The sequence below is a fragment of the Paucibacter sp. M5-1 genome, assembly GCF_027498415.2.
In the GTDB taxonomy this organism is placed as follows: Bacteria; Pseudomonadota; Gammaproteobacteria; order Burkholderiales; family Burkholderiaceae_C; genus Roseateles_E.
Genome location: NZ_JAPZLM020000001.1, coordinates 4,603,791 through 4,626,892, shown reverse-complemented (window position 1 = coordinate 4,626,892; position 23,102 = coordinate 4,603,791). Strand labels below are relative to the sequence as shown.

Annotated in this window: 21 protein-coding genes; 14 read left to right on the top strand and 7 right to left on the bottom strand. The window is 69.1% G+C overall.

Annotation, left to right across the window (positions count from 1 at the left end; translation table 11 throughout):
* Positions 1-29: 29 nt before the first annotated feature.
* The 7 genes from O5M90_RS22000 to O5M90_RS21970 are packed head-to-tail and all read left to right on the top strand — an operon-like array spanning position 30 to position 6,558.
* Positions 30-950 (top strand): chromate resistance protein ChrB domain-containing protein, encoded by a 921-nt coding sequence (locus O5M90_RS22000; RefSeq protein WP_269838052.1) that lies wholly within the window; start codon positions 30-32, stop codon positions 948-950.
* On the top strand, positions 947-2,299 hold the full coding sequence (gene chrA / locus O5M90_RS21995) for a chromate efflux transporter (RefSeq protein WP_269838053.1): 1,353 nt from the start codon (positions 947-949) through the stop codon (positions 2,297-2,299). Before O5M90_RS22000 ends, chrA begins: the two co-directional genes overlap by 4 nt.
* Before the next feature lie 9 nt (positions 2,300-2,308).
* Positions 2,309-3,007 carry a Fe-Mn family superoxide dismutase gene (locus tag O5M90_RS21990; protein WP_262971378.1) on the top strand — a complete coding sequence of 233 codons (699 nt, stop codon included), beginning with the start codon at positions 2,309-2,311 and terminating at the stop codon, positions 3,005-3,007.
* 39 nt (positions 3,008-3,046) lie between these two features.
* Entirely contained in the window at positions 3,047-4,084 is a 1,038-nt protein-coding gene (locus O5M90_RS21985) for a Cj0069 family protein (RefSeq protein WP_269838055.1), read from the top strand.
* 12 nt (positions 4,085-4,096) lie between these two features.
* Positions 4,097-5,152: a DMT family transporter gene (locus O5M90_RS21980; RefSeq protein WP_262971380.1), complete on the top strand. Its 1,056-nt coding sequence runs from the start codon at positions 4,097-4,099 to the stop codon at positions 5,150-5,152.
* A 7-nt stretch (positions 5,153-5,159) separates the two neighbouring features.
* On the top strand, positions 5,160-5,540 hold the full coding sequence (locus O5M90_RS21975) for a hypothetical protein (RefSeq protein ID WP_269838056.1): 381 nt from the start codon (positions 5,160-5,162) through the stop codon (positions 5,538-5,540).
* A 16-nt stretch (positions 5,541-5,556) separates the two neighbouring features.
* On the top strand, positions 5,557-6,558 hold the full coding sequence (locus O5M90_RS21970) for an aldo/keto reductase (protein ID WP_269838057.1): 1,002 nt from the start codon (positions 5,557-5,559) through the stop codon (positions 6,556-6,558).
* Positions 6,559-6,564: 6 nt separating this feature from the next.
* On the opposite strand, the gene O5M90_RS21965 is transcribed toward O5M90_RS21970, so the two are convergent.
* Entirely contained in the window at positions 6,565-7,752 is a 1,188-nt protein-coding gene (locus O5M90_RS21965; protein WP_269838058.1) for an esterase/lipase family protein, read from the bottom strand.
* A 170-nt stretch (positions 7,753-7,922) separates the two neighbouring features.
* Between O5M90_RS21965 and O5M90_RS21960 the strand changes: the two genes are divergently transcribed.
* Positions 7,923-13,259 (top strand): diguanylate cyclase, encoded by a 5,337-nt coding sequence (locus tag O5M90_RS21960; RefSeq protein WP_269838059.1) that lies wholly within the window; start codon positions 7,923-7,925, stop codon positions 13,257-13,259.
* On the opposite strand, the gene O5M90_RS21955 is transcribed toward O5M90_RS21960, so the two are convergent.
* Entirely contained in the window at positions 13,249-13,683 is a 435-nt protein-coding gene (locus tag O5M90_RS21955; protein ID WP_262971385.1) for a globin family protein, read from the bottom strand. The genes O5M90_RS21960 and O5M90_RS21955 overlap by 11 nt on opposite strands.
* A gap of 208 nt (positions 13,684-13,891) precedes the next feature.
* Here O5M90_RS21955 and O5M90_RS21950 point away from each other — a divergent pair, with 208 nt between their 5' ends.
* Positions 13,892-14,665 carry a GGDEF domain-containing protein gene (locus O5M90_RS21950; RefSeq protein WP_269838060.1) on the top strand — a complete coding sequence of 258 codons (774 nt, stop codon included), beginning with the start codon at positions 13,892-13,894 and terminating at the stop codon, positions 14,663-14,665.
* 7 nt (positions 14,666-14,672) lie between these two features.
* Here O5M90_RS21950 and O5M90_RS21945 read toward each other — a convergent pair whose 3' ends face one another.
* The 4 genes from O5M90_RS21945 to O5M90_RS21930 all read right to left on the bottom strand — a co-directional run bounded on the left by O5M90_RS21945 (position 14,673) and on the right by O5M90_RS21930 (position 18,152).
* Positions 14,673-15,248, bottom strand: coding sequence for a PEP-CTERM sorting domain-containing protein (locus tag O5M90_RS21945; protein ID WP_269838061.1), 576 nt, complete (start codon positions 15,246-15,248; stop codon positions 14,673-14,675).
* A 35-nt stretch (positions 15,249-15,283) separates the two neighbouring features.
* Complete coding sequence (locus tag O5M90_RS21940) at positions 15,284-16,780, bottom strand: PhoX family protein (RefSeq protein ID WP_137941393.1); 1,497 nt, start codon at positions 16,778-16,780, stop codon at positions 15,284-15,286.
* Positions 16,781-16,929: 149 nt separating this feature from the next.
* Positions 16,930-17,511, bottom strand: a complete 582-nt coding sequence (locus tag O5M90_RS21935; protein WP_137941392.1) for a DUF1134 domain-containing protein — start codon at positions 17,509-17,511, stop codon at positions 16,930-16,932.
* Positions 17,508-18,152, bottom strand: a complete 645-nt coding sequence (locus O5M90_RS21930; RefSeq protein ID WP_440402332.1) for a TetR/AcrR family transcriptional regulator — start codon at positions 18,150-18,152, stop codon at positions 17,508-17,510. The genes O5M90_RS21935 and O5M90_RS21930 overlap by 4 nt, the downstream gene beginning before the upstream one ends.
* A 146-nt stretch (positions 18,153-18,298) precedes the next feature.
* Between O5M90_RS21930 and O5M90_RS21925 the strand changes: the two genes are divergently transcribed.
* From O5M90_RS21925 to O5M90_RS21910, 4 genes are all read left to right on the top strand, one after another.
* Positions 18,299-19,330 (top strand): MBL fold metallo-hydrolase, encoded by a 1,032-nt coding sequence (locus tag O5M90_RS21925; RefSeq protein ID WP_269838063.1) that lies wholly within the window; start codon positions 18,299-18,301, stop codon positions 19,328-19,330.
* A 148-nt stretch (positions 19,331-19,478) separates the two neighbouring features.
* Entirely contained in the window at positions 19,479-19,922 is a 444-nt protein-coding gene (locus tag O5M90_RS21920; RefSeq protein WP_137941389.1) for a hypothetical protein, read from the top strand.
* 9 nt (positions 19,923-19,931) lie between these two features.
* On the top strand, positions 19,932-20,330 hold the full coding sequence (locus tag O5M90_RS21915) for a PilZ domain-containing protein (RefSeq protein WP_440402523.1): 399 nt from the start codon (positions 19,932-19,934) through the stop codon (positions 20,328-20,330).
* Positions 20,331-20,453: 123 nt separating this feature from the next.
* Positions 20,454-21,683, top strand: coding sequence for a glycerophosphodiester phosphodiesterase (locus tag O5M90_RS21910; RefSeq protein WP_137941638.1), 1,230 nt, complete (start codon positions 20,454-20,456; stop codon positions 21,681-21,683).
* A 3-nt stretch (positions 21,684-21,686) separates the two neighbouring features.
* Here O5M90_RS21910 and O5M90_RS21905 read toward each other — a convergent pair whose 3' ends face one another.
* Positions 21,687-22,535 (bottom strand): alpha/beta fold hydrolase, encoded by an 849-nt coding sequence (locus O5M90_RS21905; RefSeq protein ID WP_269838064.1) that lies wholly within the window; start codon positions 22,533-22,535, stop codon positions 21,687-21,689.
* Positions 22,536-22,641: 106 nt separating this feature from the next.
* Here O5M90_RS21905 and O5M90_RS21900 point away from each other — a divergent pair, with 106 nt between their 5' ends.
* A complete protein-coding gene (locus tag O5M90_RS21900; protein ID WP_269838065.1) occupies positions 22,642-23,019 on the top strand; it encodes a YciI family protein in 378 nt (125 codons plus the stop codon).
* The last annotated feature ends 83 nt before the right edge of the window (positions 23,020-23,102 follow it).

Sequence of the window (23,102 nt, the reverse complement as noted above, 5' to 3'; positions counted from 1 at the left end):
ATTACTACCTTGTGTATTAATATCTACAAATGAAATGGTTGCTACTGATACTCTCGCTGCCGACCGAGAACGCCACCGCCCGCATGCGCAGCTGGCGCGCGCTGAAGGCTTGCGGCGCGGCGGTTTTGCGGGATGGTGTCTACCTGCTTCCTGAGCAGGAGTCTCATGCCCGGACCTTGGCCTCCGTGGCCGAGGATGTGCGCGCCCACGCCGGTCAGGCCCATCTGCTGGCTACCATCAGCGAAACGGCGGAGTTCCCGCCGCTGTTCGCACGCGACGCCGAGTTCGCCGAACTGATGGGCCAGATCAGCGCCTGCCGTGCGGACAACGCGGTCGAGTTGCTGAAGCAGAGCCGCAAGCTGCGCAAGAGCTTTGAGCAGCTGGTGTCCATCGACTTCTTTGCCGGCGAGGCACAGCGCCAGGCCGAGGCCGCGCTGCAGGCGCTGGAACAGCGCGCCCACCAGGCCATGTCGCCCGACGAACCCCGGTCAGCCGCCCACGCCATCGCCCGGCTGGATCCGGCGCGCTATCGTGGCCGGCTCTGGGCCACACGCCAGCGCCCCTGGGTGGACCGACTGGCCAGCGCCTGGCTGATACGCCGACATATCGATCCCGAGGCGCGCTTTCTGTGGCTGAAGTCGCCGGCCGACTGCCCGAAGAAGGCGCTGGGCTTTGATTTCGATGGTGCCACCTTCAGCCATGTCGGCGCGCGCGTGACCTTCGAGACCCTGCTGGCCAGTTTCGGCCTGGAAACACCTACCCTGCTGCGCCTGGGCCTGCTGGTGCACAGCCTCGATGTGGGCGGCATCCAGCCCCCGGAGGCGCCCGGCGTCGAGAAGGTGCTGGCCGGTATGCGCGAGGCGATTGCCGACGATGACCAGCTGCTGCTGGCCGCGGCCGGCGTTTTCGAAGGTCTGCAGACCGCCTTCAACAAGGACCAGGCCGAATGAGCAGCGCCCCCTCCCGCCCCGAACCGGTCAGCTTCTGGCAGGCCCTGCGCTTCTGGCTCAAGCTGGGCTTTATCAGCTTTGGTGGCCCGGCGGGGCAGATCGCCATCATGCACACCGAGCTGGTCGAGCGGCGCCGCTGGATCAGCGAGAAGCGCTTTCTGCACGCGCTGAACTACTGCATGCTGCTGCCCGGCCCCGAGGCGCAGCAGCTGGCCACCTATATCGGCTGGCTGATGCACAGGACCCGGGGCGGCCTCGTCGCCGGCGCCCTGTTCGTGCTGCCTTCGCTCTTCATCCTGATCGCGCTGTCCTGGATCTATATCGCCTTCGGCGAGATGCCCTTGGTGGCCGGCCTGTTCTATGGGATCAAGCCGGCGGTGACGGCCTTGGTCCTGCATGCCGCCCACCGCATCGGCAGCCGGGCTTTGAAGAACGGCTGGCTGTGGGGTATCGCTGCGGCGGCCTTTGTTGCGATCTTCGCGCTCGATGCGCCCTTCCCCCTGATCGTGTTGCTGGCGGCCGTCATCGGCCACTTCGGCGGGCGCCATGCGCCACAGGTCTTTGCCATCGGCGGCGGCCACGGGGTGGCCAAGCAGAGCTACGGGCCGGCACTGATCGACGACGACACGCCCACACCCGGCCATGCGTGCTTCAAGCGCAGCCGCCTGGTCCAGGTCCTGGGGATTGGGCTGGGCCTCTGGCTGACTGCGATGGCGCTGTTGGTCGCGGCCTATGGCTTCGAAGGAACCTTGACCCGGATGGGCTGGTTCTTCACCAAGGCCGCGCTTTTGACCTTCGGCGGCGCCTATGCGGTGCTGCCCTATGTCTACCAGGGCGCGGTCGAGCAGCACCAGTGGCTCAGCGCCGCGCAGATGATCGATGGCCTGGCGCTGGGCGAGACCACACCCGGCCCGCTGATCATGGTGGTGGCCTTCGTCGGCTTTGTCGGTGGCTGGACCCAGCAAGTGTTCGGACCTGATGCGCTGCTGCTGGCCGGTGCGACGGCAGCCAGCGTGGTGACCTTCTTCACCTTCCTGCCGTCTTTCATCTTCATCTTCGCCGGCGGCCCGCTGATCGAGAGCACCCACGGCAATCTGAAATTCACCGCGCCGTTGACGGTCATCACCGCCGCCGTGGTCGGCGTGATCCTGAATCTGGCGATGTTTTTCGCCTATCACGTGCTGTGGCCCCAGGGCTTCGCCGGCCGCTTCGACGGGGCCTCGGCCCTGATCGCGCTGGGCGCGGCGCTGGCCCTGTTTCGCTTCAAGCTGGGTGTGATGCCGCTGCTGGGGATTTGCGCCTTGATCGGCCTGGGCATCACCCTGTTGCCCGGCCTGGCGCTTCGCTGAGGAGTATTGATGGACACACCGATTCAAGCCCCCGGCCGTGCCGGGCAAGACATGGCCCCGGCGATGGCGCTGGCCCTGAGCGCCAGCTTCGGTAGCGTGGAGGGCTGGCGCGAGGACTTTGTCGCGATGGGCAAGGCCTCGGGCGACGGTTCGGGCCGGTTGCTGCTGAGCTTGCATCCGCGCGAGGGCCGGCTGCTCAACCAGTGGGTGGCAAACCCCGAAGAGGCGCTGGCCGGCGGTACGCCGATCCTGGCGATGGACGCGCGCGAGCTTGCCAAGCCTCTCGATCATGGCGCCCAGGCTGGCGCTGATGTCGATGATTTCATGGCCACCATCGCCTGGGGCGAGGTCTACCAGCGCTACCAGCAGGCCGTGCATGCGGCCAGCGAGGGACTGGCAGTCGATCCGGACACGGTCGATCCCAGGCGGGTCAGCCTGCTCGATGTGCGCCGTGAGGCGATCTACGAACAGGCCGCGACGATGTTGCCCGGCGCCTGCTGGCGCAATCCGGCCCGCGTCGCCGAATGGGCCGCAACACTGGCCACGGGGAGCGAGGTGCTGGTCTACTGTGTCTATGGCCATGAAGTCGGTCGTGCGACCGCGCTGCGACTGCGCGCTCAAGGCATCCGGGCGCGCTTTCTGGTTGGTGGCATCGACCGCTGGTCCCGTGAGGGGCGCGAGCTGCAGCCCAGCGGCACGGCCGGTTGAAGGCGCCCGGCGATCCCGCCCGCGTTGAAGGACTGAGCAATGGCTGCCGAGCACCCACCGACCCTGGCCCTGCTCTATCCCGGCGACCACGGGGCACGCCAACGCTGCGACCCGGGCGAGAGCCGCTTCGCGATGCTGTTCGAAGCCTTCGCTGCTGCGGGCGTCTTGGCAGAACCGGCCATCTACCACGATGATTTTGCCGACGAGGTCGCCGAGCAGCTGCGCCGCGTCGACGGCGTGCTGGTCTGGAGCAATCCGATCGAATCCGGCCGCCGTCGGGATCGGCTCGACACGCTGTTGCGCGAGCTCGCGCAAGCCGGCGTCTTCGTCAGCACGCATCCGGACGTCATCCTGCGCCTGGGCACCAAGGACGTGCTGCTGGATGTGCGCGGGCTGCCCTTCGGCAGCGATACAGTCCGTGTCGACAGCCTCGCGCAACTGGCCGAAGAACTGCCTCAGCGCTTGCAGATCGGCGCGCGGGTGCTCAAGCAGCACCGCGGCCACAGCGGCATCGGGGTGTGGCGGGTCGAGCAACTCGCTGGCTCGGCGCTGCTGGCGGTGCGCCATGCCCAGCGCGGCTGCGAGGAGCAGCGCATCGATATGAGCACATTGCTGTCGCATCTCGCACCCTATTTCGAGCCGGAGCATGGTGGCCATATGGTCGACCAAGCCTGGCAGCCCCGCTTGGTCGATGGCATGGTGCGCGCCTACCTTGTCGAGGATAGGGTCGTGGGTTTCGGCCATCAAGCGCTCAATGCGCTTCACCCCGGCAGAGCGGGCGAGGCGGCACCGACGCCAGGGCCGCGCCACTATCACCCGGCCGACCGGCCGCAGTTCCAGTCACTCAGACGGCTGCTGGAGACCGGCTGGATCGAGCTCCTGAGGCAGCGGGTCGGCCTCGCACGGGAGCAACTGCCGATGCTGTGGGATTGCGACTTCATGTTCGGCGAGCCCACGGCCGAGCAGGCCGAACGTTTCGTGCTCTGCGAGATCAACGTCAGCAGCGTGTCGCCGTTCCCGCCGTCGGCCATCGACCCCCTGGTGGCGGCGGTGAAGGCACGCTTGACCGCATGGTGAAATGAGCTCCTGATGGCAAGCACCGCGTCTGATCTTCCCGCACTCAAAGGCGGCTTGCTGGCGCTGCTGGCGGCAGCGCTGTTCGGCCTCAGCACGCCGCTGGTTCAGCAACTGGGCCTGGGTCTGGGCCCGTTCACCACCGCCGCCTTCTTGTATGCCGGCGCGGCCCTGGTCGGTGGCCTGCTGCGCCAACCGGTCGAGAAGGAAGCGCGCCTGCTGCGCTCGGACCTGCCTCGGCTGCTGGCCGTCGCCTGCTTCGGGGCCGTCATCGGCCCGGTCGCGATGGCCTGGGGCCTGCAGCGCAGCAGTGGCACCGGCGCCTCGCTGATGCTGACCCTGGAGGCGCTGTTCACCGCCATGCTGGCCTGGCGTCTCTATGGCGAGACCATGGAACGCCGGGTCTGGGCGGCGATGTTGCTGTTGCTGGCCGGCGGACTGCTGCTGGTGCTCGAACAGGGGCTCAGCGGTGGCAGTCAGTGGCTCGGTCTGCTGGCCGTGCTGCTGGCCACAGCGGCCTGGGGCATGGACAACACCTTGTCGCGCGCGCTGGCCGAGCGCGATCCGGGCCAGGTGGTGCTGGTCAAGGCGGCGCTGGGCGCGTCGGCCACCGCCTCCCTGGCCTGGCTGTCTGGCGAACCCACGCCCGGCCTGCTCGCCGCCTTGGGCCTGCTGGCCGTCGGCGCCACCGGCTACGGTCTGAGCCTGCGCTTCTATCTGCTGGCCCAGCGCGCTTTTGGCGCCGCCCGCACCGGCTCGGTGTTTGCCTTCGCGCCCTTCATCGGAGCCTTTGCCGCCTTTGCCCTGGGCGACCGCTCGGCAGGCTGGGGCATGGCGCTGGGCGGCGGGCTGATGCTGCTGGGCGTGCTCGTGCATCTGTCCGAAACCCATGGACACGAGCATCAGCACGAAGCGCTGACGCACGAGCATGCCCATAGGCATGACGACGGGCATCATGACCATGCCCACGACCCCATGCCCGGCGTCGCCCACAGCCATCGGCATTACCATCCCCCGCTGAGCCACAGCCATGCCCATGTGCCTGATGTGCACCACGTCCACAAGCATTGACACCCCGATGAAAACCCATTTGCCGTTGATCGCCCTGTCCGCCCTGCTGAGCCTGGCGTCGTTCGCCGCCCGGGCCGAGCTGGTCGAGATTCGCTGGAGCGAATCCGGCCGCTTCGAGCACAAGGCCAGCATCGCGCCGGCCCAGTTCGCCGAGGTCTGCGGCAAGCTGTCCAAGGGCCAGACGGTGACCTGGAGCTTCAAGGCCGAAGGGCCGACGAACTTCAACATCCACTATCACGAAGGCGAGAAGGTCACGTATCCGGAGAAGATCGACGGCACCGGCGCGGCCGAGGGCCGCTTGCTGGCCGCCGTCGACCAGGACTACTGCTGGATGTGGTCCAACAAGTCCGAGCGCGCGCTCAGACTCGAACTCACTTTGCAACGATAGGAAAGAAAGCTTCACGATGCACTACCGCTCCCTCGGCAAGTCCCCACTCCAGGTCTCCACGCTGTGCCTGGGCACGATGATGTTCGGCGACCAGACCGATATCACCGAGGCGCGCAGCATCGTCGCCCATGCCCGCGAACAGGGCGTCAACTTCATCGACACCGCCGATGTCTACAGCACCGGCGCCTCCGAGACCATGGTCGGCGCGCTGCTCAAGGACGGCGCCCGCCACGACTGGGTGCTGGCCACCAAGCTGGGCAACAAGATGTCGGGCCGGCCCAACGAGTCGCAGTATTCGCGCGCCTGGATGTTGCGCGAATGCGAGGCCAGCCTGCAGCGCCTGGGCACCGACCATATCGACATCTACTACCTGCACCGCGACTACCTGGGCATGGACCTGGAGGAGCCGCTGCGCGCCATCGATGCGCTGCTGCGCGCCGGCAAGATCCGCTACTGGGGACTGTCGAACTTCCGTGGCTGGCGCATCGCCGAGATCGTCCATCAGGCGCGCTCGCTGAACATGCCGGGTCCGGTGGTCTGCCAGCCCTATTACAACCTGCTGAACCGCCAGCCCGAGGTCGAGGTGCTGCCGGTCTGCGCCCACCACGGCATCGGCGTCGTGCCCTACAGCCCGATCGCGCGCGGCGTGCTGTCGGGCAAGTACGCGCCCGGTGCCGCGCCGGCCGAGGGCACGCGCGCCGGCCGTGGCGACAAGCGCATGCTGGAGACCGAGTTCCGCGAGGAGTCGCTGCAGATCGCGCAGACGCTGAAGGCGCATTGCGAGGGCAGCGGCCGTTCCCTGAGCCATTTCGCCACCGCCTGGGTGCTGGCCCACCGCGCCGTCAGCGCGGTGATCGCCGGCCCGCGCACCCTGGCCCAGTGGCGGGACTATCTGGGCGCGCTGGACTGCAGCATCGAAGCCGAGGACGAGGCCCTGGTCGATTCGCTGGTGGTGCCGGGTCATGCCTCGACGCCGGGCTATAACGACCCGGCCTATCCCTTCCCGACCCGGCGCTGAGCCGGCTCAGGCCAGCCAGCGCCGCAGCCGGGCATAGACGGCCGGGCTGCTCAGCAGGTCCAGGTGGTGGGTGCCGCGCGCGACCCAGTGGTTCGAGGCCGGCAGACGCAGCCGGCGCTGCGGATGGGCATGGCGGCCCAGCGCGCTGTCCAGCGGCACCAGCCCGTCCCCCAGCCCATCTGCGAGCCGGCCGCCGTCGCTGCGCCCCAGCGTGCCGGCCACCGCATAGCAGCTCACGCCCTGCGGCAGCGGCACGACCACGCGCCGGTCGCGGCCGGCAAAACGGCTTTCGCCGACCCAGTCGGCCTCCAGCAGATTGCCGTGGCGCAGGTCGGTGATGCCGGCGCTGCGCAGGCCCGACAGGCGCGTGAACGGCGCCAGATAGGGGCTCAGCCCCAGGCCCTGGTGCAGCCAATTGCCGGCCCGCTCCAGCGGCGCGCCGTGGTGCGGGCTGCCCAGAAAGACCAGGCGGCGCAGCAGCAGGGGCCAGGCCATATCGCGCTGCAAGGCCTGCTGGACGGCACTGCGTGCGACCAGGCCGCCCATGCTGTGGCCGATGATGGCCAGCTCCTCGACCGGCTCGGGCCAGCGTTGCAGCAGGCGCTCGAGTTCCTCGGCCAGGGCCAGACCGTTGGCCGAGATATGCAGGCCGCTGTTGTAGCGCGCATAGATGGGCGTGAAGCCCAGCTCGGCGGCCAGCGCCTGGCCATGGTCATGGCCGTCGCGCAGCCATTGCCGGTCGTTCATGCACAGGCCATGGATCAGCAGCAGCGGCTTAGGTCCGCTGCCCTGAAAGCGCAGTTCCAGCGGCTGCGCCAGCGGGTTGCCGCTGCGCAGCAGATGGTCGCCCAGCACGCCATTGAGCGCGGCCACCACGGCCTCGCGGCGCCGACCAGATTGGGCGTCGGGCTCATCCTGTAACTGCGCCTGCAACTGCTGTTGCAGGCGGGCCAGCGCCGCGTCCAGGCCCGCGCCCACCAGGCCGGTCGTGCCGCGGATGCTGCGATAGACCAGACCGGTGATGCCGCGCGTCGGCGCATCCGCCACCTGGCCCAGCGGCGGCGCGACACGGGCTATGCGGCCATGCAGGCTCTCGACCAGGCCGGTCACGCCGCCGACCCCGTCGGTGATCAGGCGCAGGCCGCCGCGCAGATCGCGGATCAGCGCGGCCGGTCGTTGGGATGGTTTCTTCACAGCGCTCTCCGGGTCGGCGTCCAGGCCCCATCATGCCCCTAGCCACGGTCTGCGCCGGGCTGTCACGGTCAGGCGGTTACATTTGCAGCTCATCGGTGACAGACAGAGAAAAGCGGTTTCAGATGCTTCGTCAGGCACAGGGGGACCTTGGTTGGGGTCCCGGTGACAGTGTGAATGGGTGGCAGATCACCGAACAACTGCCCGGCAGCCGGCGCAACGGCGTGATGCGTGCGGTCGATGCCCGGGGTCAGCGGGCGGTGCTGGTCTATCTGAGAGCGGCCATGCCCAGCGCCGCCGAGCTGGCGCGCTTTCGCTACGAGTTCGAGATCGCGCGGCGTTTCGATCACCCGCATATCCTGCGCCCCGAGGCCCTGGCCAGCCATGCGGGCCGGCCCTATATGCGCCTGCCCGACCTGGGCCTGCAGACCCTGCGGCAGCGGCTGCGCAGCGGCGCCGCGCCGCTGAGCCAGCCGGCCGTGCTGCGCCTGGGACTGGCCCTGGTCGATGCCTTGGAAGTCATCCATGAGCAAGGTGTCGTGCACCGCGACCTGCATCCGGGCAATGTGCTGCTGGCCCAGCATGACGATCCGCTGGCGCGCATGCTGTTGTGCGACTTCGGCATCGCCGCCGAGATCGCCCAGGAGCGCGCGCTGCTGCTGCGCGCCGACGCGCTGGACGGCAGCCTGGCCACGCTGGCCCCCGAGCAGACCGGCCGGATGAGTCGCGATGTCGACTACCGGGCCGATTTCTACAGCCTCGGCGCCACGCTGTACGAGGCCCTGACCGGCGCACCGCTGTTCGAGTGCCAGGACGCTGCCCAGGCCGTCCATGCCCATCTGGCCGTGCCGGCGCCGCTGGCCACCGCCCGGCGCGCCGATGCCTCGCCGGCGCTGGCGGCCGTGCTGGAACGCTGCCTGCAGAAGGAACCCGAGGCCCGCTACCAGAGCCACCCGGCCCTCAGGCAAGACCTGGCCCTGTGCCTGACGGCGCTGACCGAGGGCCGCGAACCGCCCCATTTCATGCCGGGCCGCGGCGACCGCAGCGGCCGCTTCCAGCTCAGCGGCCGGCTCTATGGCCGCGAGACCGAGCTGCGCCAGCTCGGCGCGGCCTTCGAGGCCGCCGCAGCCGGCGCGAGCCAGCTGGTCGGCATCGCCGGCTTCTCGGGCATAGGCAAGACTGCACTCGTCAACGCCGCGCAGCGCAGCCTGCTGGCCCAGCGCGGCAGCTTTGTCGCGGCCAAGTTCAACCAGTTCGGCCAGCACCAGCCCTATGGCGCGCTGCTGAGCCTGCTGGCCCAGCGCGCCGAGCAGATTCTGGCCCAGGCGCCGGCGCGCCAGCAGTTCTGGCGCGAACGCCTGTGCGAGCGGCTGGGCAGCGCGGCGGCCGTCGTGACCGAGGCCATCGCCGAGTTCAGGCCGCTGCTGGGCGAGCCGGCAGCGCCGGTGGCGCTGGCACCGGCCGAGGCCGAAAGCCGCTTCATGCGCAGCCTGCGCCTGTGCCTGGCGGCGCTGGCCAGCGAGGACGAGCCTCAGACCCTGTTCCTGGACGATCTGCAATGGGCCGACCGCAGCTCGCGCCGCCTGCTGCGCGAATGGGCCGGCGATACCGAGCTGCGCCACACCCTGATCGTGCTGGCCTGGCGTGACAACGAGCTGCCCCCCGAACACCCGCTGAGCCAGGACCTGGCCGAGCTGCGCGCACTGGGGCCGCGCTTTCTGGCACTGGCCATCGCGCCGCTGGGCGCCAGCGAGATCGGCCAGTTGCTGGCCGACAGTCTGCACAGACCGGCCGCCGAGGTCGCCGAGCTGGCCGCGCTATGCCTGGCCAAGACCGCCGGCAACCCCTACTTCCTGCGCCGCTTCGTCGAGGAACTGGCGCAGCGCCGCTTGATCCATTTCGACCTCGCGCGCCAGCGCTGGGACTGGTCGGCCGCACAGATCGCCCAGACGCAGATGGCAGACAACGTCGTCGAGCTGATGCTGGCGCAGCTCCAGCCCCTGCCCGAGGACTGCCGCCGGACGCTCTCGGTCGGTGCCTTCCTGGGCGGGAGTTTCGACCTCGGCACGCTGGCCACCGCCCTAGACCGCCCCGGCGCCGAGGTCGCCGCCGGCCTGCTGCCGGCGCTGCAGGCCCAGCTGCTGGTGCCCGGCAACAAGCTCTACCGCTACGCCGCCCATCTGGCGCCGAGCGAGGCCGCGGTGCGCTATGCCTTCGCCCATGACCGCGTGCAGGAGGCGGCCTGGCGCCTGGTGCCCGAGCACTCGCGCGCACGCCTGCATCTGCAGATCGGCCGCCTGCTGCGCTCGCGCCACCAGCAACCGGCGGCCCTGCCCTTCCATGTGTTGAACCATCTGAATGCCGCCCAGGCTCTGATCAGCGAGGCCGACGAACGCGCCGCGCTGGCCCTGGCCAACGAGCAGGCCTCGCAGCAGGCGATGCATGCGGCCGCCTTCGATCTGGCCGCCGACTATGCCGAGATGGCGCTGCGCCTGCAGGACCCGGCGGCCTGGGCCGAGCGGCCCGAGGCGCTGCTGGAATTGCATCTGCAGGCGGCCCGCATGGCTTATCTGAGCGGCCGGCATGGCCGCATGGACGAGCTGCTCGCTGCCGCGCTGGCCAGGCTCAGCGAGCCGGCCCAGCGCGCCCGGCTGCTGGAGGTGCGCATCGAGGCCAGCTATGCCCAGGGCCAGCTCAGCGAGACCCTGGACCTGGGCCTGCAGGTGCTGGCCATGCTGGGCGCCGAGCTGCCGCAGGCCGACTCGCCGGCCCAGGTGGTGGCCCTGGTCGCGGCGGTCCGTGACGAGGTCAACGCGCTGGGCCTGCCGGCACTGGCCGCGCTGGCGCCGATGAGCGATGCGCGCATGCTGCAGCTGATCTCGATCAGCGCCAAGATGACGGCCGCCGCCTATATCGCGCGGCCGGCCCTGCTGCCGCTGCTGACGGTGTTCCAGGTGCGGCTGATGATGGCCCATGGCCATGTGCCGGGGGCGCTGTCGGCCTACTCGGTGCTGGGCCTGATGTGGGCCGAGTTCCTCGGCGACTATCGCCAGGCCTATGCGCTGGGCCGGCTGTCGATGCAGCTGGTGCGCGAGCACGGCTGGCTGCAGGTCTATGCCCATGCCGGCTTCTCCTTCAATGCCTTTCTGCAGCACTGGATCGAGCCGCTGAGCCAGGGGCTGCCGGGCCTGATGGAGACCCATCGCAACGGCCTGGAGGGAGGCAATCTGCGCCATGCCGGCCTGGGTCTCTATGTGCATGACTGCCACGCCTTCCTGGCCGGCCAGCCGCTGCCGGCGCTGGCGCAAAGCCTGACCGTGCACCGCGATGCGCTGCAGCGCATGCGCCAGCCGGTGGCCGCCGACTATCAGGACGCGCTGCTGGCCCTGGTGCAGGAGCTGCTGCTGCCAACACTGCCGGCCCAGGCGCTGGAGAGCGGATCCTGCTCCGGCCAGGCGCTGGCGGCGGTCTACCAGCAGCGCAAGGACCAGACCGGGCTGATGTTTCTGCATGCCTGGCGCGCGCTGCTGCATTTCCTGGCCGAGCGTCTGGCCGAGGCCTTGCTGGAGGCGCGCGCCGCCAGCGCCTTGTTCGCCGCCGCGCGCGGCATGCATGCGGTGCCGCTGGTGGTCTTCATCGCGGCGCTGGCCGGGCTGCGCTGTGCCGGCGACGCGGTCGCACGCGAGGCCGCGCTGACCGAGGCCGAGACGGCGCTGCACAAGCTGGGCCGCTGGAACGAGGCCGGCCCCGGCACCTTCAGCGCCAAATACCATCTGCTGGCAGCCGAGCTGGCCTGGGCGCGCGGCGAGGACGCGCTGCCGGCCTTCGATGCCGCCGTGGCCAGCGCCGAGCTGCCGCTGACCGGCACCCCGCTGGACGCGGGTCTGGCGCACGGCGCGCGCGGCCGCTACCTGGCCGCCACCTTGCCGCAGGAGCCGGCCGCCGCGCAGGCGGCGCTGGCCCAGGCCCGGCTGCACTGGCTGCAATGGGGCGCGCCGGGCGTGGCCCAGCGGACCCTGCCGATGCCGACACCCGAGGCACCGCGCCGCAGCGATGCGGTCGACATCAGCAGCCTGATGAAGGCCATGCAGGCCATCAATGCCGAGGCCGAGCTGCCGCGCCTGCTGCGACGCCTGCTGCGGGTGGTCGGCGAGAACGCCGGTGCGCAGCGCGCCGCCATCGTGCTGGCCAGCGGACACGATCGGGCCGGCGCCGCAGCCGCGCTGCGCTGGACGCTCAGGGCGGATGTCGGGCTCGGCGACACCGAGAGCGAGATGGCACCGCTGGCGCTCGAACAGGCCGGCGAGCGGCTGCCGCTGAGCCTGCTGCGCCGCGTGCTGGCCGGCGGCAAGACCGTGCTGATCGATGATGCGCGCAGCGCCACTGACGCGCAGCGCGAGCCCTATTTCGCGGCGCGCGAGGCCCGCTCGGTGCTGTCCACGCCGCTGCTCAAGCAGGGCCGGACGGTCGGCGCGCTCTACCTGGAGAACGCCTCGGCGGCCGGCGTCTTCACCGCCGGCCGGGTCGAGTTTCTGGAGCTGCTGTGCGCCAATGTCGTCAATGCGGTTGACAACGCCCGCCTGGTGGCCGAGCTACAGGAGCTGACGGCCGGGCTGGAGCAGCGCGTCGAGCAGCGCACGCAGGAGCTGCGCGACAGCGAGCAGCGTCTGCGCACCATCCTGGACAACGCGCCGGTGCCGATGACCTTGACGCGGCGCAGCGATGCGCTGCTGATCTATGCCAATGAGGCGGCGGCCCGCCTGGCCGACCGGCCGCTGGGCGAGATCGTCGGCCGGCCGGCCGAATCCTTCTACCGCGACCCGCAGGAGCGCACGCGGCTGCACGCCAAGTTCCTGCGCGAGGGCCGGCTGGTCGATGAGGAGGTCAGCCTGCTGGGCTCGGGCGGCAGCGTGCTGTGGGTGATGGTGTCCATGGTGCCGGTCAGCTACAACGGCGAGCTCGCCGACCTGGCCACCATCGTCGACATCACCGAGCGCAAGCAGCTGGAACTGGAGCTGCAGCGTCTGGCCACCACCGATGCACTGACCGGCGTCGCGAACCGGCGCAGCTTCATCGAGCAGGCCGAGCGCGAGCTGGAGCGGGCACGCCGCCACAGCCTGCCGCTAGCCCTGGTGATGATGGACATCGACCACTTCAAGCGCATCAACGACAGCCTGGGCCATGCCGGCGGCGATGCCGCGATCCGTCAGGTGGTGCAGGCCTGCGCGCAGCTGGTGCGCCGGCTCGATGTGATCGGCCGGCTCGGCGGCGAGGAGTTCGCGCTGCTGCTGCCGCAGACCGAGCTGGCGGCGGCCCAGCCGCTGGTCGAGCGGCTGCGCGCCCAGATCGCCGCCCTGATGCCCGACCAGGCGGGCGGCGCGCTGACCGCCAGCTTCGGCATCACCGCGCTGCGCGCCGGTGACTGCCGGATCGACGAGCTGCTGCTGCGCGCCGACGAAGCGCTTTACGCCGCCAAGCACCAGGGCCGCAACTGCGTGGTCAGCCGCTGATCTCGGCCGGCTGGCGGGCGCAGGCGCTTTGCATCGTGCCGCTGACCAGGGCATAGACGGCCAGCCAGGCGGCGCGGGTCTCGGCGTTGAAGGCCGGACCCAGGCCCTGGGCCAGGGTCTTGATCAGCGCGGCGCCAACCGTCTCGTAGTGGGCGGCCTGCACGCCATAGCCGCCATGGCGCGTGCCGAGCTGGCGCAACACCGGCAGCAGCCGCTCGGGCTGGTCCAGCAGGGCCACGGCCGCGCCTATCATCTGCATCAGCTTGTGGCCCTGGGCCTGCATATCGCCGTGAAACAGGCGGCGCAGCCCGGGATCCGCGTCAAACAAATGACCATAGAACAGCGCTGCGGCCTGGCCGGAAATCGGCTCGACCAGCGCGAAGCTGCGGCGCACCAGCGTGATCTGGGTAGAACTGAGGGACATGGAGGGCTCCTGTGATTGCACAGCCCCGAGCTTGCGCGGCGGCCGTATCAGCACGGTTGCGAGGCCCCCGCCGCTTTGTTGCCTTTGTTGCGGCTTTCACTAGATGAAATCGGGGCCGATTCGCGCTATCCTCAGACTGTTGTTACAGACACGTCACAGGTTTCACATGCACGCGCTCAAGCCCGTCCGCTCAGAAGCGAGCACTGACATGGACAGCGCCCCCGATGCGGAAGTCCAGGCCGCCGAACACGCTCTTGCCGAGGGCCAGGCGCAGCGCTGCCGCAGCCTGGTCGAGCCGCTGCTGGCGAAAAATGCGCTGGACTGGCGCGCTCGCGCGCTGCTGGCGCAGGCGCTGGAAGCCTTGAGCGAGCAGCACACGGCGGCCGGCGAGCATGCGCAGGCCTTGACGCTGTACCAGCAGTTCCACAAGGTCGTGGTCGAGGGCCTGCAGCTGCGCCTGACGCGCAGCGACAGCCAGCCCGATGCCAGCCAGCAGGACGCGCTGACTGGACTGGCCCGCCGCGAGGCGCTGGAGCTGCGCCTGCCGCCGATGATGCAGCAGGCCCTGGCCGGCAACCGCGGCCTGTGCCTGGTGCGCATGGAACTCGATCCGCTGCAGCCTTCGCGCGTCGCGCTGACGCCGGGTCTGGGCGATGCGGTGCTGCGCGAGGTCGGCGCCATCGTGCGCGCCCATTGCCGCGCCAAGGATCTGGCGCTGCGCTACAGCGGCGAGTCGCTGGTGCTGGTGCTCAGCGAGGTCGAGCTGTCGACCGCGCGCACGGTCTGCGAGCGCATCCGCCGCGCGGTCCAGGCCCATCACTGGGCGCCGCTGCACGAGGAGCTGCGCGTCGGCGTCAGCCTGGGCATGACGGCGCTGCGCAGCGGTGACAGCATCAGCCAGCTGATGGCCCGCGCCGAGGCGGGCCTGATCAGCGCCCGGCGCGACGGACGCAATTGCGTGCGCACCGGGGTGCTGAGCTGAGCGTGGCTCAGCTCTTGCGGCGACGCGCCACCCAGCCGACCGCGGCCAGACCGACCAGCATCAGTGCATAGCTCTCCGGCTCCGGTACGGCCACGGTGATGTTGAAGACATCGCCGACCTGGCGGCCGCTCAGGTCCAGGGTCCAGTCGCCAGCGCCGGCCTGCAGCAGCGGATTGCCGATGTAGAACTCGGTCGTGACGCCGGGGCCGCCGAACTGGGCCCACAGCGCGCTGCTGTTGCTGCCCCAGCTCTGCACCGGCTGGAAACCGTCGGTCGTGACCGTGCCCTGCGGCAGCGCGAAGCTGGCGCCGTCGAGCTTGACGCTGACGCCTTCGAAGCCCAGGCCGGAGAGGTTGCGCACGACCGAGTTGAAGCTCAGCAAGGGGCTCACCAGGTCCTGGGCCTCGACCGCGAAGCTCAGCGTGACGCTGCCGCGGCTGGCGAAGTCCAGGTCGAAGAACAGCTCGCTGGCCGTGACATAGTCGGTGCCGACAACGGCTGTGCCTTGCGCACCGGTGTACTGGGCGGCATGGGCCTGGGCAGCCAGGGCCAGCAGGGCGGCGGCGATGAGGGTGGTTTTCATATGCGATTCCTTGGATGTGTTGGCTTGCAGCGGACTCACAGCGAACCGTTGCCCCAGGGGCCGGTGATCGCCAGCGTGATACCGGGGGTCTGGATGTTGACGAAGAGGTAGCGGCCGGTCGGGTCGAAGCAGGCGCCGCAGAACTCGGAGCCGCGACGGTCGCCGGCCAGCGAGCTGCGCTTGCCGGCAGCGCTGAGTTGGGCGGCCGTCACGTTGACGTTGTTCTTGCAGAAGATGAAGGTGTCGCCCTCGGCGGTCAGGCCCATCAGGCGGGCGCCGAAGCCGAAGCTGTCGGTGACGCCGCCGCCGTCCTCGCAGATCACGATGCCGCCGCGCGGGCTCACCGTCAGGTTGTCGCCGGCATCGCCGACCACTTCGGAGGCGCTGGCGTAGATGCAGGTGATCAGCTGGCTGGCCAGGTCCAGCTCCCAGATCGCGCCACGGCCGACATTGCCGCCCGAGGTGTCCATCACATACATCTTGCCGGCGTAGTACCAGATGCCTTCGCCGCGGTTCATGCGCAGCGCGCCCTGGGCCCAGCCCTGCACGAAGGGGCCGGCGCAGCTGCTGATCGTCGTGCCATTGACGGCGGTGGCGGTGCCGCGGTTCTGGTCGGGGTTGGCGATGTCCACCCACTCCAGCTCATAGGCCTGTTCCAGCTCGGCCGGTGCGATATTGACGTTGTTCTGGCCCTTGACCTTGGCCATCTGCAGCTTGCCGCCCTGGGCCAGGCTACCGAGCTTGCCGGGGTGGACATCGGGGATGTAGCGGTAGAAGCCCGATTTGCCCGAGCTGTCCTCGGTCAGGTAGGCATAGCCATTGCTCGGGTCGATCGCGACTGCCTCATGGGCAAAGCGGCCCATGCCGATGATGGGTTCGGCGCTGGTCTGGGCCGGATCGGCCGCGCACTCGAACACATAGCCGTGCTTGCGGCCGGCGCTGCTGATGCTGTCGGAGCCGACTTCCTCGCAGGTCAGCCAGGTACCCCAGGGCGTGATGCCGCCGGCGCAGTTGGTGCGGGTGCCGCCGAGGTTGGCGTCGATGCGCACAAAGGCGCCGTCGCGGAACACCAGATTGGTGGTGCCGCCGTTCGAGAAGCCGGTGCCGGTGTCATAGACGGCCGGCGCGCCGAAGAAGCTGGCATCGCTGCCGGTGCTGACTTCGTGGTTGCGCACCAGCACCAGCTCGGTGCTGCGGCCGACCTTGCGGCTTTGCACCACGCCCATGCCGTCGTGAGCGGCCGGGCAGGCCTTGCCATTGCTCATCGCATCGCCGGTCCAGCCATAGCTCTTGTAGCTGAAGCCGGGCGGCAGCTGCAGCAGCGGCAGACCGGTCGTCAGGTCGTTGACCGGCGCGATCGGGCCATAGGCGCTGTCCACGAGCACCGTATTGCCGGCTGCGGCGGCCTCGCGGGCATGCAGGGCACCCAGGGTGGCGATGAAAGGCAGGGCGGCCGAGGCCGAGGCGCTTTTCAGCAGGCCACGGCGCGACGGGGAAAAATTGGACGCTAGGGTCAGGTCTTGCTGGCTCATCAGAAATCTCCAGAGATGGCGTTGGCTGTCGGACTTGCTGCCCGGAGGGGGCAGGCAGCGGACGCGATTCTCTGGAGCGCTGATGTCAGCAGTGCGGACGCAACAGGACCGATCGGACTAGGCCGATACCCTGCTCTTGCGCTGAAGGGTCAGAAGGGGTTGAGCGACTTCTCGCGCCGGTAATGCAGATAGCCGACGCTGGCGCCGCTGCGCAGGCCCACGCCCAGGCGGATGGGCGCCAAGGTGATGCCTTTGTTGCGCTGGTAATTGATGCCGGCGCCGCCGATGTAGTAGAGGCTGCCCTCGACACCGGGGAAACGCTGGTAGATGGCCGCCGCATTGGGCAGCTTGTAGACCAGGGTGAAGACCTTGGAGGCGTTGGCACCGGCGTCCAGCCCGATCGACGGGCCGGCCCAGAAGACCCGCGCCGTGGCGCCGCTCTTCATCTGCAACTGGCCGTCGCCATAGCGCAGGCCCACGGTCAGCGCGGCCGAGGCCTCCTCGCCCTTGATATAGGCGTTCGGCCGCCCCTGCTCCTTGAAGGCCTTCTCGATCACCTTGGCCAGGCCTTCGGTGGTGCTGCCGAAGAACTCGGTGGCGGCCTTCAGGATCGAGTCCTCGTCATAGGTCTTGGCCTCATCCTCGGCTGCCAGCAGGGCGGCCGGGCTCAGTGCCAGGCAGCCGGCGCCGAGACGGCCCAGTGCGCTGCGGCGATCGATATCGAATGTCATCGGGCGTTCTCCTTGAGGGGCTCAACACTAGCGTAAAAACCCAGGAACATCTCGACGCTGTCCCGCAAAACCTGCTGCTGCACAGCCTCGGGCAAGGGCGGCTGGCCCAGCGCCAGCTGGGGCCAGAAGGCGAAGGCCTTCAGCAAGCCCTGCAGCTGCTGGGCGGCGTACTGCGGGTCGGCCGGGCGCAGCCGGCCATCGGCCTGGGCGGCGGCGATCCATTGCGGCAGCCCCTGCTCCTTTTCGCCGAGCCGCGCCACCATGGCCTGGGCGCGCTCCGGCGTGTGCATCATCTCGGCCATCACGACCCGCGCCAGGTCCATGAAGCTGGCGTCATTGAGCAGGCGCAGCTTCAGGCCCAGCAGCTCCAGCAGCTGCTCGCGCAGCGACCGCTCGGCCTGGTAGACCGGCTCGCCCAGCGCCCGGCTGCGCGCCCACAGCTGCTGCAGGATGGCCGCGAACAGCTCGTCCTTGCTGGCGAAGTGGTTGTAGACCGTGCGCTTGGAGACCTCGGCGACGGCCGCGATGCGGTCCATGCTGGTGCCGCCAAAGCCATGTTGGCGGAACTCGGCCAGCGCCGCCTGCACGATGGCCTCGCGCTTGCGGTCGGTCAGTCGGCTCGGCGGCGGCAGTTCGGTCATCGGCATCAATCCTCGGGAACCGCAGGATTTTACACCCTACAGTTTACTTTTCAGATTTAGGTACTACACTGTGCAGTGTAATTTTGGTGACCTACCGAATGCCGCGTGCCCTCGTCCGTCTGACCCTTCTCAGCCTCATCCTCCTCATGACCTACAGCCTTCTGAAAGCCTGCTCCGCGCCCGCCACCAGCCCCTATGCCGGCTCGGCCCAGTTCGTCGACGGCAAGTTCCGCAATCCGGTGCGTCCGCAGGGCATGGGCCTGGGCAAGACGCTGGCCGTGATGTGGCGCTTCATGTTCGACAAGCCGGCCGACGCCAGCCCGGCCAAGCCCATCCCGGTGCAGGCGCTGAGCCGGGCCGAGTTGCTGGCCGCGCCCGAGGGCAGCCTGTACCGGCTCGGCCACTCGACGCTGCTGCTGAAGCTGGGCGGCGAGTTCTGGCTGACCGATCCGGTGTTCGCCGAGCGCGCCTCGCCGCTGAGCTTTCTCGGCCCGAAGCGCTTTCATGCACCGCCGATCAGCCTGGACGAGCTGCCGCCGATCAAGGCGGTGATCCTGTCGCATGACCATTACGACCATCTGGACCACGACGCCGTGCTGGCGCTGGCGGCCAAGACCGAGCTGTTCCTGACACCGCTGGGTGTCGGCGACACGCTGATCGGCTGGGGCATCCCGGCGGCCCAGGTGCGCCAGCTTGACTGGTGGCAGGAGACCCGGGTCGGCGCGCTGCGCTTCGTCGCGACGCCAGCCCAGCATTTCTCGGGCCGCGGCCTGCGCGACGGCAACCGCAATCTGTGGGCCTCCTGGGTCATCATCGGCGAGCAGCAGCGTGTCTTCTTCAGCGGCGACAGCGGCTATTTCGCCGGTTTCAAGACCATCGGCGAGCGCTTCGGCCCCTTCGACCTGACCCTGATCGAGACCGGCGCCTACAACCAGGACTGGGCCGATGTCCATATGCAGCCCGAGCAAAGCCTGCAAGCCCATCTGGACCTGCGCGGCCGCCATCTGCTGCCGGTGCACAACGGCACTTTCGATCTGGCCCTGCACCCCTGGCAGGAACCGTTCGAGCGCATCGTCGCGCTGGCGGCCGCGCAGGGCGTGGCACTGACCACGCCGCGCATGGGTGAGCGCATCGCCATCGGATCGCCGCCGCCGGCGCAGCCCTGGTGGCGCGACTGAACGGGCAAGCGGGTCGCCGGCGTGAACAAAGCCTCACTCCGGCGCTGCGGCTGGCGCCTAAACTGGCGGCCTTGGCATATCGACCCACAAATCAAGCGCCCGGGAGGCTTCGCATGTCCGATCAACCCCAAGCCCGAGTCCGGCCCTCATGAGCGGCAGCGATCTGCCCAAGCTGGCCCGGGCCCTGGAATATGTGGATCTGGCCGCCGCCCTCTATCTGGCCGGCGGCAGCGACCACGCGGCCCGGCTGCTGGCCGCGGCGGCCGAACAGCTGCTCGGCGATCTGTGTCGTCTGCTCAACGAACAGGAACAGAACGAGGAGCTGCAGGCCTTGCTGCGCCGCGTCGCCGAGCGCTATGCCGCCCCGCGCTTCGATGCGCGCGGTCATGCCCAGGCGCGCGGCAACCAGCAGGCACTGGCGCGCGCCGGCGAGATGGGCGGGCTGGCCGCCGACGAAGCGCGCCAGGAGACCGCCGCGCTGCTGCGCGCCGCCTGGTATCTGCTCGAATCGATGGGGTTGGAAGCGGTGGCGCCGCAGCGCCTGGAGCAGGCCATCGACCGCAGCACGATTCACGGTCAGGACGACATCTGATCTGCTAGCATCAATTGCACCCTTCGTCAGCTTCGGGAGCCCATCATCACCACCGAACGCCGCCACTTCGCCCGCGTCGCCTTCGATACCGATGCGCAGCTGACCACCACCACCGAGCGCCTGGACATCAAGGTGCAGGATCTGTCGCTGAAGGGCGCGCTGCTGCGCCTGCCGCGCTCTGGCGCGGTCGCGGTGGGAGACCCCTGCCTGCTGAACATCAGCCTGGCGCAGATGGAGGTGGGCATCGCGATGGCCGGCGAGGTGGCCCATGTGGAGGGTGAGCATGTCGGATTGCTGTGCCGCAGCATCGACATCGAGAGCATCACCCATCTGCGCCGCCTGCTGGAGATCAATCTGGGCGACGCCGCGCTGCTGGAGCGCGAGCTCAAGGCCCTGATCTCGAGCTGAGCGCTTCAAACTAGGGGCAGGTCTTGCCCCATAGTCCGTTTGGACTAACGCTTCTACGCTGCGCCGCGTCGAGGTGTCATATCGCGCCGCGACGATAGGACAACTTCAGAGGAGCAAAAGACCATGCAAGCCAAACTGACCCTGGCCGCGCTCGCGGCCACCCTGCTGCTGGGCGCCGTGCCGGCCCAGGCCTGGAACACGCTGAACGGCCAGGCCCCCATCATCATCGCCCACCGCGGCGCCTCCGGCTATCTGCCCGAGCACACGCTGGAGGCCTATGCCAAGGCCATCGAGCTGGGCGCCAACTACATCGAGCCCGATCTGGTGATGACCAAGGACGGCATCCTGGTAGCGCGCCACGAGCCCACCATAGGCGCGACCACCAATGTCGCCAGCATCGCCGGCTTTGCCGGGCGCAAGACCACCAAGACGGTGGACGGCGTCGCGACCACCGACTGGTTCGTCGAAGACTTCACGCTGGCCGAGCTCAAAACCCTGCGCGCTGTGCAGCCGCGTGCCAACCGGCCGCAGGAGTTCAACGGCCAGTTCCAGATTCCGACGCTGGACGAGGTGATCGCGCTGGCCAAGGCCAAGAGCCTGGAAACCGGCCGCACCATCGGCATCTATCCGGAGCTCAAGCACTCGACCTATATGCAGGGCGTGTCGCAAGGCCTGGGGCTGGACAAGCGCTATTTCGAGGACAAGCTGGTCAGCACCCTGCACGCCGCCTATGGCAACAACGCCGCGGCGCCGGTCTTCATCCAGAGCTTCGAGGTCGGCAATCTGCAGTATCTGAACACCCGTACCGACATCAAGCTGGTGCAGCTGGTCGACGCCGACGACGTCAAGCCCGATGGTTCGATGTCCCTGGTCGCGCCCTATGACCAGCCCTTCGACGTCAAGGCCGCCGGCGGCCTGCTGAGCTTTGCCGATCTGGTCAGCAATGTCGGCCTGTCCTTTGTCGCCACCTATGCGGACGGCATTGGCCCCTGGAAACCCTATCTGCTGAAGACCGTAGCCGACGGCGTGGACCGCAACGGCGACGGCGTCGTCAACGGCCTGGACCGCCTGGTGGTCGGCAGCACCGGCGTGATCGAGCAAGCCCACAAGAACGGCCTGTTCGTCCACACCTGGACCATGCGCGACGACGCCGGCATCCTCGGCTTCGAGTCCGGCCAGGCCGAGATCGAGGCCTATCTGCGCCTGGGCGTCGACGGCGTGTTCACCGACTTCACCGACACCGGTGTGGCCGCGCTGGCCGCCGTGCCGGAGCCGCAGACCTATGCCTTGATGACGGCCGGCCTGGCCCTGCTGTGGACGGCCAAGCGCCGTCGCGATCAGCAGAAGAAGTAAAGCTCAGGCCTCGATGAAGCGCCGCAGGATGGCATAGGCCTCCTGCGGCTTGTCGCGCCAGGTGCCGTGACCGGCGCCCGGCACGCTGATGAAGCTCGTCAGCGCTTCCGGCAGCGCCGCGGCGATCTCGCGCGCATCCTCGAGCGGGCAGACCGGATCCTCGTCGCCGGCCAGCACCAGCACCGGGCATTGCGCGCCCGCCAGGCCGGGCCGCAGATCCAGCCCCTGCTTCTCGCCGGCGACGAAGTGCAAGAGGATGTCGATATTGGCCAGCACACGTTCGCCGGCCTGCGGGTCCAGCGGTTCGCGGGTGTTGTAGAGCTTGCGGCAGGCGGCCCAGTAGGCTTCCCAGCTGGCGGGGTCGGGTCGGGTCCAGAAGGCCTCGGCACAGGCCCGCGCCTGCGGCCCGCCCAGACGCTCGAACATCGCCAGCTTGCGATCCAGGCCCATATGGTGGGAGGTGCTGGACAGGATGACCTTGGCCGCATGGCCCGGATGGCGCGCGATATAGCGCTGCGCGACAAAACCGCCAAAGCTCTGGCCCAGCACGATGGGCTTGACGATGCCCAGGGCGTCCGAGAGCCTCACGATATCGTCGGCCCAGGTATCCAGCGTCCATTCCTCGCGCGGCCGCGCATCGCTGCGGCCATGGCCGCGATGGTCGTAATAGACGATCTGCGCCAGGTCGGCCAGGGCCGAGAAGCCAGGCTTGAAGGCGCTGTGATCAAAGCCCGGGCCGCCATGCATGCAGATCAGCGTCGGTTTCTCCCGCATCGCCGGCCCGTCGGGCACCAGGCCCGGACCCTCCACATCCACGAACAAACGCACGCCGCCGCCGATATCAATCCTCATTCCCGACTCCTGGTTGAAGGCCCGCAGTATGCAGGGCAAACCGCAGTGGGTCCCATACCGGCCGCCGCCTAGACTGGGGCCGTTGTGTTCCGACGGAGATGCTGCGATGCGCCTGCTCTGCCATATGCTTCTGCTGCTGTGCCTGGCCGGCGCGGCAATGGCCCAGCCCCCCAGCATGGAGCTGCTGTTCGCGGTCGAGATACGCACCGGTGCGGCCTGGGACGCGGCCAAGCCGCCCGGCGAGCAGGCCAATTTCCGCGCCCACTCCCAGCACTTGGCCCGGCTGCGCAGCGAGGGCCGGCTGGCCATGGGCGCCCGCTATGGCGACAAGGGCCTGCTGGTGCTGAAGGCGGCCTCGGCGCAGGAGGCCCGGGCCCTGATGGACGCCGACCCTTCGATGCAAAGCCGCACCTTCAGCTACGAGCTGCACGAGATGCGGGTCTTCCAGCCAGGCTGGGTCGGCCCGGCGCCGGCGCCTTCCTGAGCCCCCGCTGGGCGATTCCATCCCCGCCGGTCCGATTTCGTCGCATCGTCTGGCGCAGCCCCCGAGCCGGCGCGAGAATCCGC

Excerpts from the sequence above, each read along its gene's own strand:
- O5M90_RS21935 (WP_137941392.1), bottom strand. The coding sequence starts at position 17,511 with ATGACATTCGATATCGATCGCCGCAGCGCACTGGGCCGTCTCGGCGCC.
- O5M90_RS21950 (WP_269838060.1), top strand. The coding sequence starts at position 13,892 with ATGGACAGCGCCCCCGATGCGGAAGTCCAGGCCGCCGAACACGCTCTT.
- O5M90_RS21910 (WP_137941638.1), top strand. The coding sequence starts at position 20,454 with ATGCAAGCCAAACTGACCCTGGCCGCGCTCGCGGCCACCCTGCTGCTG.
- O5M90_RS21970 (WP_269838057.1), top strand. The coding sequence starts at position 5,557 with ATGCACTACCGCTCCCTCGGCAAGTCCCCACTCCAGGTCTCCACGCTG.
- O5M90_RS21900 (WP_269838065.1), top strand. The coding sequence starts at position 22,642 with ATGCGCCTGCTCTGCCATATGCTTCTGCTGCTGTGCCTGGCCGGCGCG.
- O5M90_RS21980 (WP_262971380.1), top strand. The coding sequence starts at position 4,097 with ATGGCAAGCACCGCGTCTGATCTTCCCGCACTCAAAGGCGGCTTGCTG.
- O5M90_RS21955 (WP_262971385.1), bottom strand. The coding sequence starts at position 13,683 with ATGTCCCTCAGTTCTACCCAGATCACGCTGGTGCGCCGCAGCTTCGCG.
- O5M90_RS21930 (WP_440402332.1), bottom strand. The coding sequence starts at position 18,152 with ATGACCGAACTGCCGCCGCCGAGCCGACTGACCGACCGCAAGCGCGAG.
- O5M90_RS21945 (WP_269838061.1), bottom strand. The coding sequence starts at position 15,248 with ATGAAAACCACCCTCATCGCCGCCGCCCTGCTGGCCCTGGCTGCCCAG.
- O5M90_RS21905 (WP_269838064.1), bottom strand. The coding sequence starts at position 22,535 with ATGAGGATTGATATCGGCGGCGGCGTGCGTTTGTTCGTGGATGTGGAG.
- chrA (WP_269838053.1), top strand. The coding sequence starts at position 947 with ATGAGCAGCGCCCCCTCCCGCCCCGAACCGGTCAGCTTCTGGCAGGCC.
- O5M90_RS22000 (WP_269838052.1), top strand. The coding sequence starts at position 30 with ATGAAATGGTTGCTACTGATACTCTCGCTGCCGACCGAGAACGCCACC.
- O5M90_RS21940 (WP_137941393.1), bottom strand. The coding sequence starts at position 16,780 with ATGAGCCAGCAAGACCTGACCCTAGCGTCCAATTTTTCCCCGTCGCGC.
- O5M90_RS21975 (WP_269838056.1), top strand. The coding sequence starts at position 5,160 with ATGAAAACCCATTTGCCGTTGATCGCCCTGTCCGCCCTGCTGAGCCTG.
- O5M90_RS21920 (WP_137941389.1), top strand. The coding sequence starts at position 19,479 with ATGAGCGGCAGCGATCTGCCCAAGCTGGCCCGGGCCCTGGAATATGTG.
- O5M90_RS21985 (WP_269838055.1), top strand. The coding sequence starts at position 3,047 with ATGGCTGCCGAGCACCCACCGACCCTGGCCCTGCTCTATCCCGGCGAC.
- O5M90_RS21990 (WP_262971378.1), top strand. The coding sequence starts at position 2,309 with ATGGACACACCGATTCAAGCCCCCGGCCGTGCCGGGCAAGACATGGCC.
- O5M90_RS21925 (WP_269838063.1), top strand. The coding sequence starts at position 18,299 with ATGACCTACAGCCTTCTGAAAGCCTGCTCCGCGCCCGCCACCAGCCCC.